The organism is Belliella calami (genome assembly GCF_022549695.1).
Taxonomy (GTDB): Bacteria; Bacteroidota; Bacteroidia; order Cytophagales; family Cyclobacteriaceae; genus Belliella; species Belliella calami.
Window position 1 is genome coordinate 86,706 of sequence record NZ_JAKZGS010000006.1, and the last position, 11,562, is coordinate 98,267.

7 protein-coding genes are annotated in these 11,562 nt (G+C 37.1%); 3 read left to right on the forward strand and 4 right to left on the reverse strand.

What is annotated here, in order from left to right:
• Positions 1–334: 334 nt before the first annotated feature.
• Together MM236_RS09450 and MM236_RS09455 are read right to left on the reverse strand one after the other, a co-directional pair.
• The gene (locus MM236_RS09450; protein ID WP_241274729.1) at positions 335–718 is read right to left on the reverse strand and encodes a four helix bundle protein; all 384 of its coding nucleotides are present in this window, start codon (positions 716–718) and stop codon (positions 335–337) included.
• Positions 719–931: 213 nt separating this feature from the next.
• Positions 932–2,338 (reverse strand): anthranilate synthase component I family protein, encoded by a 1,407-nt coding sequence (locus tag MM236_RS09455; RefSeq protein ID WP_241274730.1) that lies wholly within the window; start codon positions 2,336–2,338, stop codon positions 932–934.
• Between the two features lie 515 nt (positions 2,339–2,853).
• Between MM236_RS09455 and MM236_RS09460 the strand changes: the two genes are divergently transcribed.
• On the forward strand, positions 2,854–3,105 hold the full coding sequence (locus MM236_RS09460; protein ID WP_241274731.1) for a hypothetical protein: 252 nt from the start codon (positions 2,854–2,856) through the stop codon (positions 3,103–3,105).
• Positions 3,106–3,136: 31 nt separating this feature from the next.
• Here MM236_RS09460 and MM236_RS09465 read toward each other — a convergent pair whose 3' ends face one another.
• Together MM236_RS09465 and MM236_RS09470 are read right to left on the reverse strand one after the other, a co-directional pair.
• Complete coding sequence (locus tag MM236_RS09465; protein ID WP_241274732.1) at positions 3,137–4,621, reverse strand: RagB/SusD family nutrient uptake outer membrane protein; 1,485 nt, start codon at positions 4,619–4,621, stop codon at positions 3,137–3,139.
• A gap of 35 nt (positions 4,622–4,656) precedes the next feature.
• Entirely contained in the window at positions 4,657–7,671 is a 3,015-nt protein-coding gene (locus tag MM236_RS09470; protein WP_241274733.1) for a SusC/RagA family TonB-linked outer membrane protein, read from the reverse strand.
• Positions 7,672–8,342: 671 nt separating this feature from the next.
• On the opposite strand from MM236_RS09470, the gene MM236_RS09475 reads away from it, so the two are divergent.
• Together MM236_RS09475 and lysS are read left to right on the forward strand one after the other, a co-directional pair.
• Entirely contained in the window at positions 8,343–9,530 is a 1,188-nt protein-coding gene (locus tag MM236_RS09475) for a proline dehydrogenase family protein (RefSeq protein WP_241274734.1), read from the forward strand.
• Positions 9,531–9,591: 61 nt separating this feature from the next.
• A complete protein-coding gene (gene lysS, locus MM236_RS09480) occupies positions 9,592–11,310 on the forward strand; it encodes a lysine--tRNA ligase (protein WP_241274735.1) in 1,719 nt (572 codons plus the stop codon).
• The last annotated feature ends 252 nt before the right edge of the window (positions 11,311–11,562 follow it).

The following is an 11,562-nucleotide window of genomic DNA, read 5'->3' on the forward strand; positions in this document are numbered from 1 at the left end:
ATGATTTGATTAAGGTTGGAAAGTTGAAAGGTTTTTAAGGTTAGGCTATGAGGTCGATTATTTTGATTGCAAATATTTATGATATTAATTATAAGCTATTTTAGTTTTTTATGATTTGATTAAGGTTGGAAAGTTGGAAGGTTTTTAAGGTTCGGCTATGAGGTCGATTATTTTGATTGCAAATATTTATGATATCAATTATAAGCTATTTTAGTTTTTTATGATTTGATTAAGGTTAGAAAGTTGGAAGGTTTTTAAGGTTCGGCTCTGAGGTCGATTATTTTGATTGCAAATATTTATGATATCAATTCTAAGTAATTAAAGTGTTTTTCTATCATTTGTTATTCTTTTGATTATATGTATTGAGGTAATTAATGAATGATTTTATTTTACTAGAAAGGGTGAACAAATCCATTTTTAGTTTTTCATAATCTTGATTGTTTACTCTACCTGCTGCTACCAAGATTGCAAGTTGGCTTCTAACTTCTCCAGCTGATCCTTTTGCATAGTGTAGGTATTTGACAAACACTTTATTATTGTTGTATTCAAATCCTTCAGCAATATTGTTTGAAATTGAAATCGCCGCTCCAATAATTTGATCTCTTGACTTATAATCATTCCTCAATGGACTTAAATCTGCCAATCTATATATTTCAACTGCAATTCTTACAGCTTCCTTCCATATTTCCAAATCTTCAAATGCCGAAACCTTTGCCATATCATTTCAATTCAAATCGTATTGCAAACTAATTATACTATAACCCAATATTTTCAATTTTATAACTTTTCTTTTTTTAACGAATCAACAACATTAGATCTCTCAAGCTCACTATTCAATGATTCCCATCAACCTTACAACTTTCAAACATTTCAACCTTTAACACTTACTTCAATCTTACAATCCGCCACTGCGGACAAGTTCTTACAATCCCTAAATAGTCTCCGCTGCTTTTAGGGCGACTCGGAGGGCTTCGAGTTTGTTGGTGACTTCTTGGAGTTCGGAGGCTATGGATGACTTGGCGACAACTCCTGCTCCTGCTTGGAAACGGAGTTGGTTGTTTTCTGACACAAAGGATCTGATCAATATCGCATGGTTGAAATCCCCATTGAAACCTAGAAACCCAATGGCTCCACCGTAGAATTTTCGGGATGTATTTTCCAATTCATCTATCAATTCCATTGCCCTGTACTTTGGTGCACCTGAGAGTGTTCCTGCCGGAAAGGTATCCGCTACAAGCTGTAGTGGATTGGCATCTTTTGGCAATTGCCCTGTCACCTTGGAAACTAAGTGAATCACATGTGAGTAATATTGAATTTCTTTGAACACTTCAACTTTTACTTTTACCGAAGATCTGCTCAAATCATTTCTTGCCAAATCGACCAACATCACATGCTCTGAATTTTCTTTGGGATCATCATAAAGCTTTAGCGCCAATTCTGCATCTGCTTGATCATTACCCGTTCTTTTGAAAGTTCCAGCAATTGGGAAAATGGTGGCTACATTATTTTTGACTACTATCTGTGCTTCTGGTGATGACCCGAATACTTTGTAGGATCCATAATCAAAATAGAATAAATATGGTGATGGATTTACTGAGCGTAGTGCTCGGTAAACGTTGAATTCATCTCCTTTGAATTTGGTGGTAAAATTTCTGGAAATTACGATTTGAAAAACGTCACCCCTAAAACAATGCTCTTGACCTTTCTTCAAAATATCCAAGAACTCAGAGTCTGTATAATTTGATACTTCTTCACCTTCCAACTTAAATGAGTATGAAGGAATGTTTTTATTGTTGAGGATTGTCTCAAGTTGGGAGATATTATCGGGTTTTTCTGCTCCTTCCACCTGATGCTCCAAAATATGCATTTCGTTTTTAAAATGATCCACTACGATCACATTTTGATAAACAGCATAATGCATCATCGGGATTTTTGACTCTTTGGTATTTTTGAGATCAATATCTTCAAACCTGGAAACAGTATCGTACTGCATATATCCAAAAAGTCCATTGGTAATAAATTTCAGGTTAAGAGATTTTTCTTCAAATCTAGCCGAAAAAGCCCTCAGCGCATCAATAAGCTTCTTCCCATCAGACAAAGTATAACTTGAGCTGTTTCCCAAAGGGAGCTCTTCTTTGACTACAGTACCATCAAAGGAAAACGATGCCAAAGGATTGAAGCAAATGTAAGAGTAGCTATTTTCCTGACCATGATAATCCGAACTTTCCAACAAAATGGGATTGGCAAACCTATCCCTGATTTGTAGGTAGATACTCACAGGTGTAATGGTGTCAGCCAAAAGCTTTTTGTACTGGGTATTCAGTTTGATTTTTGTCATTACCTGTAATTTTTTGGTGATTTTTTTGCATAAAAAAAGGCTTACTGGGAGAAACCAGCAAGCCTAAATATCTATTAACAAGCGTTACATTTTAGACAATAGCGTTAGGTTCTTCCCCTTGAAAAGAAGTCAAATGCCACCACCAATATTTTGCTTGTATTGTTTTCATTATTTTAACTTGCGACAAATATATAAATGCATTTCTTTTTACAAAAATTAAATCATAAAAATAAAAAGAATTATAAGTTATTCGTCAATATAACTCGTATTATCAGCAAAACCACAGAATAAATCACTTGAAACCTTGATAGAAAAATGATTGTAGATTCTTTGAAAATTGATGGTCTAGTTGCTTGTTTAGTCACAATAGAGTTGAATTAAGACTTACAGATATTCACCTTTATGAAAAAAATCTGGCTTGGCACCAAATTAGCTATTTAGATTTATGTATCTTGAACTATATTTTTTAATACCTTTGTAATGTTGACTTTATAAGTCATTATACTTCTAAATATGTGAATTTCAATCTTCAAAACCTTCATTTGGTTATTGATGTGGCACGGCATCCTTTTTTAGATTATGATAGTCATATAAATTACGCAGAATTAAAAGAATTTGATAAACAAAAGCTTGTTGATTTTTTAATCGCAAACCCGGAAAGAGTCCTTGGAAGTATTGATGCTAAACTTTTATCTGATGTTAAGGATACTATTTCAAAAGCACGAACTATCTCGATTGCTCTCAAAAAGAAATATGGCTTTGTTTAAATCCCACTTAATTTTTCAGTATCTCAATTAACTAATAACCTGGATTTTGGTCTGTAGTTGGGTCTAGTCCTTTGTTCAGATTTAGCTCCTCAAAAGGAATAGGCCATAAATAATGCTTTTCTGCAATAGTCTTGCCCCTACCTTCCTGGATTACTGAAGCCGCTTTTCCTGTTCTTTTTAGGTCAAGCCAACGCTTTCCCTCAAACTGGAATTCATATGCTCTTTCCGTCAAGATCAAATCCAAAAATGATTCCGAATCATAATCAGCTAATTGAAAATCAATATCAGAAGCAATATTTGGATCCAAACCGTAAGCTCTTCTGTGTACTTGATTCAATGCCTCTAGAGCCTCTTCTGTAGGAGAATTTGCAGCTCTGCTTGAAGCTTCTGCAAACATCAATAGTACATCTGAATATCTGTAAATCGGAAGATCATTGCCCGCACCTCGATTTGAGATTGCTTGATTGTCGATGAATTTTCCTGTCACCAAGGTATTGGGTCCCATCCCAAAATCAACAGGAATCCATAATGCTTTTCTTAAATCTCCATCCTGCCAATTCACATAAAACGGATCTGTGGACAAAGCATAATGTGCAAATGCACCTCCCAGGTTATAAAGGTTGGTACTTGGATGATTGACTATCCACAGCAGCCAATTTCCTTGAGCTACTTCTCTAGCATATTTTAGGTGAAATATCTCCTCTGTAGTAGTAGTCAAGTCAGGACCAAAAAGATTGACTTGAAAATCCCTTACTGATGTCACTCTCACTAGAGAATGTCTTTCACTGTTGATAACTTCCGCGGCTTTTGTCCTTGCTTCATCAAAACGGTTTAAGGTAAGATAGACATGTGCCAAAAGTGTCTTTGCTGCATTTTGTGTAGGTCTCCCTATTTGCTGTTGCACCTCAGGAAGCTTTTGCTCAGCTTCTGTCAAATCACTAATTATCAATTCAAAAATCTCCTCTTCCGAACTCTTGGACAAATCCAACTGATCAAGGTTTGTTTCCATACGCAATGGCACTGAACCCCAATTTCTGACCAAATCAAAATACGCTAATGCCCTAAGAAATTTTGCTTCACCAATATTTCTACCAAGCGCTTCTTCAGAAATGGAACTTCCTTCGGGAGCGTACCTAAGAACAAGGTTTGCATTTCTGATACTCAAGTAATAGGCATTCCACCTGACTGTAGTGGCATTGATATTTCCTGCATTGAATCCTTCAAAGTCATTATATTGTGCTCGGCTCCCTCGGCCATATCCCCAATCAGTGTGTGTATCCAAGATAGCAAACTGCTCTGCCATTTCCATTCTCAAAGGTGAATAGATGGCATTTACAGCACTTCGGACTTCTTCTTCAGTATTGTAAAAGTTTTCTGCTGCTATAGTTCTTGGATTTTCTTCCAAAAGATCTTCACAGGATGAAGCCAAGAACATAAAGGGAATTAACACCATCCAAATTCTAAACTGAAGTCTGCTGATGTCTTTATTTTTTGAGTATATATTTGATGATTTCATTTTCTTCGATTAATGTTGATTGGAAAGAAACTGGTTTAAAAACCCAATTTGACACCTACTGTTAATACTTTTGGGACCGGATAGCTATAGTGATCTATTCCAGCTTGTGTGTCAGCACCCCGAGAATTGACTTCAGGATCCCACCATGAATATTTTGTGAATGTCAGCAGATTTTGTCCACTTACATAAAGTTGGGCTTGACTTACAGCTCTCCAACCCCAATTTTGTATTGGGAAATTATATGCCAATTGAATATTCCGCAATCTCAAATATGATCCATCTTCTACAAATCGATCTGAAATTCTAACTGAATTTGTCCTGCTTATGATTGGGAACTTTGCATTTGGATTTTGTGGCGACCAGTTGTCAAGCAAAACTTCCCTAGGCATATTCAGCCCTTGACCATAATCCATGGTACTTGGGATAGCACTGATATTGAATATGTCATTTCCAAAAGCTCCCTGAAAGAAAATATTCAAATCAAAGTTTTTGAAGGACATGTTGGAATTCAATCCGTAAAAGAAATCTGGATTGGGGTCTCCTATAAAAGTCTTGTCATTTTCTGTGATGACACCATCACCATCCAAATCCCTGAATTGAATCCTACCTTGTTCATTGTAACCATCTTCTTGAAATCCCCAAAATTGTCCTATTGGCCTTCCTTCTTGAAGGATACTGATATTGTCAGCAACCACCAAAACATTGACAAAAGACCCTAAAATTGATTCCCCATTATTCAAGGCGATTACTTTGTTCCTATTGAAAGTGATATTTCCGTTTACATTCCATTTGAATGCACGGTTAAAAACAGCTGCATCAACTCCCAACTCCAAACCTTTATTTTGTACTTCACCTACATTTTGGATTGTTGTGGTAAAACCCGAAGAACTAGGTAAAGTAACAGTGTTCAACAAATCAGTTGTGTTTTTGATGTAATAATCTGCAGTTAAAAACACTCTGTTATTGAAAAGTCCAAAATCAATCCCAAAGTTGATTTGCTCTGTAGTTTCCCACTTTAGATTACCTGGCAAAGTAGTGCTTGGAGATAAAGTGGTGAAAAGTTCATTTCCGAAAATTGTGTTTCCCGGAAAAAGTCTGTTGAGTGTGGCATATGGTGAAATAGCTTGATTCCCTGTCCTTCCCCAACTTGCTCTAAGTTTCAAGTCTGAAAGGGCTGAATTGTCACGAAGAAATCCTTCCTCTGAAATTCTCCATGCTATAGCTCCAGATGGGAAAAATCCCCATTTATTGCCTGGACTGTATCTCGAGGAGCCATCTGCACGAAAACTCGCAGTCAAGAGTAATTTATTATCAAAACTGTAATTGACTCGACCTAGATAAGATAGTAAAACCGATTTTGCATAGCCCGATGAAGGGATTCCAGGAGTCTCTGCAGCTCCCAAATTGCTACTTCCAAAGCTGTCACTAAGAAATCCCACACCATTTGCTGCTAGAAAAGTTGTGGTAAAATCTTGGTATGTAAATCCAATCAATGCATCAAGTTGATGTCTATCAGCAAAGGTTTTGTTGTAATTTATAGTGTTTTCACTAAGCAAACTTGTGAATTGCGAAGTGCTGACAGAAGCTACTCCCGGAGAGTTGAAAAAATTTCGAGTTTGATAATTGTCAGTTCTGTCATCTCTGTTTTCGATTCCTCCTGAAATCCTGATTGTCAATTCAGGAATAGGATTATAAACAAATGCTGCATTTGATAAAATCACATTTGCCCTAACCGTATTTGTTTGTTCATTGATAAAATTAAGTGGATTGATTATATCTGGAGCCATAAATGGGTATTCATTAGCCAATACAGTGTAGGAACCATCTTCGTTGAAGGGCCTTGATATTGGTGCTGCAGAAATCGCCGCTCCGATCATTGAGCTGCCTCGAGTTCCTCCCCCACTGTCCCTCCTGTCTGTTTTCAGTCGGGTCAAAATGTTTGACATTTCCAACTTCATTTTGCTATTGACGGTATGGCTGATATTGAATTTGAGCGAATATCTGTTATAATCACTTCCCCTAATTATTCCTTCTTGGCCCAAATGACTCCCACCGATTGCATAGGTTGTCTTATCATTTCCACCTGTAAAATTCAGCGAGGTAGTTCTGATTGGTGCACTTTGGAAAATCAAATCCTGCCAATCAAAACCTTGTCCAAAGCCTTGTATCTGTTCAGGTGTAAAATATGGGGCTTGACCATCATTCTCTGCTTGTAAATTTTGTAATGTGGCATATTCTGACCCATTCATCAAGTCAAGTTTATTTCTCAAAGATTGCACACCATAGTTTGATTCAAACTCAACGGTTGACTGTCCTGCCCTACCTTTTTTTGTGGTGATCAAAACTACACCATTTGCACCTCTCGAACCATAAATGGCCGTAGCAGAAGCATCTTTTAGCACCTCAATACTCGCTATATCGGCATTGTTTAGATTGGTGGGATTTCCAGAAAAAGGAAAACCATCAATTACATACAAAGGATCATTCCCACCTTGAATCGAATTAGTCCCTCTGATTCTAACATTGATAGTTCCACCTGGAGCGCCATTATTTTGAATTATTTGAACACCGGCTGATCTACCGGAAAGTGCTTGCAAAACATTGGAGGTTGGAAAAGCATTGACCTCTTCTGGACTGACACGGGAAACTGACCCAGTCAAATCACTTCTTTTTGTCGTTCCATACCCCACCACCAAAACTTCATCCAACCCAACCAAATCTTCTTCCATTACCACATTGATGATCGTCCGATTTCCAACGACAATTTCTTGTGTTTTGTACCCGACTGAAGAGAACCTCAATACGCTATTCTCATCGGGAATTTCAATTGAAAATCTCCCATCCAAATCGGTAATTGTACCCAAATTTGTATTTTTAAGAACAACTGTTATTCCTGGAGCTACTACACCATCTGAAGTGGAAACAGTACCTGAAACTTCTTTTGGCTCTTCTGCAATTATAAATGCAGCTACATTTTTCGAATATGAGAACAAAATAAAAATTGCCAAAAGCAAATTTACAGATGTCTTTTTTAAGTTAAATTTGCTCATGGTAATTTTTTCTTCGATAAAATTTCTATTTAATTTACAAGACCCCATTTTGAGTTTTAATTCTACATATTGAGGCATTTATCCACAAAACGCCTCTCTACAATTCCCCAAATAATCAAAAATCATAGAAAAGAGTCGGTTTTTGAGTGGTAAACTGGTGAGTGAAGAAAATTGTCAAGAATCATGCACCAAAAACAAGCCTATGTTTTTTTAGTTTGAAAAATAGAACACTTGCAATTCCATAAATTAAAAAATATGATTTTACACTTCTTTGAAAATGTTTGTGTAAACAAACCATGATATTGTGAACAACCTTCATTTCCCAACAATAAACGGTAATGAAATTACCTTGCTTGAGAAACTTGTTTTTAGCGAATGGCTAAGCAGTGTATATACATGATAAAAAAAATATAAGGACTATCCGTTTTCTTTCACGTAGCCAAACAATAGATTGTCGGATGAACGATTTTTGGCTTTGTTGACTGTGGGCTTTTGTCTACGCCACGGCATACAAGTTGCTGACGAGCATCCGTAACTTAAAAAGTTATTTTTTACCCAACGTGCAACGTTGCGGGTACTAATAAAAAATCTTTAAACTATCACTTCAGATGCCATATATGGTTTGGAAGGCTTTGATTGATAGCGTATATTTGCACCTCGATTTACAGAATATGCCTATAAAAACGAAAATTTCTTTGGAAAATCTAGAAGTAGCTTTTGCTTCTAAATCCAATACCGAGTTGCGGAAAATGTATCTCATTTTCGCTACCATGAACAACAATACTGCCGTAAAATTGGGCATCAAAATGGCAAATTTGGCCTTTGCAATAAATTTCCCAATCAAAGGTTTGATGAAAAAAACTATGTTTGGACATTTTTGTGGAGGCGAAAGTATAGAAGATTGCCAAAAAACAGTAGATGAGTTAGCTGATTTCAATATTGGGACAATCTTGGATTACTCAGTAGAAGGGAAAGGAAATGAAGCCAGTTATGACGCTACCAAAAATGAGATTCTAAGAACAATAGAACGCTCAGCTGGTGACGAAAACATTCCATTTGCTGTCTTCAAAGTGACTGGTCTAGGCAGTTATGAAATCATGACCAAGGTTCAAGAAGGAAAAACTTTGAATAGCAAAGAAGAAATTGCATTTGAAAACTTGAAAAAAAGAGTTGACGAACTCTGCAATGCAGCATATCAGGCCAAAACAAAAATACTAGTGGATGCCGAAGAGTCTTGGTTTCAGGATGTGATTGATGATTTGGCTTATGCTGCCATGGAAAAATACAATATGGAAGATTGTATTGTTTACAATACTTACCAAATGTATCGCCATGATATGCTCGAAAGACTAAAAGCAGCAAAAGCAGTTGCAGCTCACAAAGGGTATAAATTTGGAGCTAAACTCGTCCGAGGCGCATATATGGAAAAAGAAAGGGAGCGAGCGAAAAGTAAGGGTTACAAAAGCCCAATCCAACCAGACAAAGCTTCATCGGACAGAGATTTTGATGCTGCGCTGAAGTTTTGCATAGATAACAATGGGCATGTAAGTCTTGTGGCAGGATCCCATAATGAAAAAAGCAATTTGCTTTTGACTAAATTGGTTGAAGAGGCCAAAATCAACCATAATGACAAAACTGTGTATTTCGCACAACTTTACGGAATGAGTGATAACATTTCCTTCAATTTGGCCAATGCAGGATTCAACGTAGTCAAATATGTCCCATATGGCCCAGTAGAAAAGGTAATGCCTTATCTTGGCAGAAGAGCCGAGGAAAACACATCTGTTTCAGGACAAAGTTCCAGGGAATTTGACCTGATCAAAAAAGAAATAGCCCGAAGAAGGAGTGTAAATAATTAGTATTCAAAAAAACAGGAGTCGGGCAACAGTGAACCAACTCCATATATCAAATCTATATAAAATGCAATTGTTAAGCGAACAAGAAATAGAAAGAAGGAAAGACAGGGAAGAATTGATGAAACTGGGGATCAATCCATATCCAGCGGAGTCATTTCAGATCAATGTGACTGCAGCAGATATTCATAAAAACTACGAAAACAATAAAACTGACTACAAAGACATCACCATCGCTGGTAGATTGATGAGTAGAAGGATCATGGGTTCTGCTTCTTTTGCAGAAATCCAAGATGCCACAGGAAGACTTCAAATCTACGTAAGAAGAGATGATATCTGCCCTGAGGAAGATAAAACTTTATACAACACAGTATTCAAGAAACTTTTGGGTATTGGTGATTTTATTGGTGTCAAAGGATATATTTTCACAACACAGACTGGTGAAATTTCATTTCATGTTACTGATTTGAAAGTACTTTCGAAAGCAGTGAAGCCACTTCCAGTAGTAAAAAGAGATGAAGAGGGCAATGTATATGATGGATTTACGGATCCAGAAATGAGATACAGACAGCGCTATGTGGATTTGACTGTAAACCCAGAAGTAAAAGAGGTGTTTGTCACCAGAACAAAAATCATCTCCAATATGAGAAGATTTTTTGATGACAATGGTTGGTTAGAAGTAGAGACTCCAATCTTACAGGCAGTTCATGGCGGAGCAGCAGCCAGACCATTCAACACCCACCACAATACTTTGGACATGCCATTGTACCTTCGAATTGCCAACGAACTATATCTGAAAAGATTGATCGTAGGTGGATTTGATGGAGTATATGAGTTTGGGAAAATGTTCAGAAATGAAGGAATGGATCGTACCCACAATCCTGAATTCACTTCCATGGAAATCTATGTAGCCTACAAAGACTACATCTGGATGATGGAAATGGTAGAGCAACTCCTTGAAAAAATAACACAATCGATCCACGGAACTACTGTAGTCACTGTTGGTGATAAACAAATTGATTTTGCGGGACCTTACAGAAGGATCAGTATGTATGATTCTATCTTGGAATATACAGGTATCAATGTCAGTGAGATGGACGAAAATGGCCTTAGAGAAGTCTGCAAAAACCTCGGTATCGAAACTGACGCCAGCATGGGCAAAGGAAAACTTATCGATGAGATCTTTGGGGTAAAAGTTGAGGATAATCTTATTCAACCTACTTACATCACAGATTATCCGATTGAAATGACTCCATTGGCCAAAAAGCATAGAAGCAAGGAAGGTTTGGTTGAGCGATTTGAGTTGTTTGTCAATGGAAAGGAAATTGCAAATGCTTATTCAGAGCTGAACGATCCAATTGACCAAAGAGAACGATTTGAGGAGCAGCTGAAATTGGCAGCAAGAGGTGATGATGAAGCCATGGCAATGGATGAAGATTTCTTGAGAGCATTGGAATATGGCATGCCTCCTACTTCTGGACTTGGAATTGGTATCGATAGGCTTACCATGATGCTGACGAATAAGACAACTATCCAAGAGGTTCTTTTCTTCCCTCAGATGCGTCCTGAGAAAAAAGTAAAAATCGCAACAGATGAAGATTTCATGGTATTGGGAATTCCACAGGGATTGATCCCAGCCTTGAGAGACCTCAACATTCATACATTAGAGCAACTGAAAGAGCAAGATGCCAACAAGCTTTTCAATGATGTCTGCGGAAGAAGGAAAAAGCTGAAGCTTGATGTTTCCAACCCTACCAAAGAAGAAGTAGAAAGTTGGTTGGAGTAGGTTGATTTTGATTTTAGATTTTAGAATTAAGAATTTTGATTAGGCCGGATCGGTAGATTCGGCCTTTTTTTTATTGGGTGCTCTAATCGTACAATTATGATGACTTGGGATTTTTTGACAAATTCATAATAATTATCAATCTATGACAAAAGTGATATTGATAGCCTTCCAAAGGAGCAAATCAAAGAGATATTAATAAATACGAGTATCCGCAATGTTGCACGTTGGCTCAAACGAAGTTTTATGTGTTGC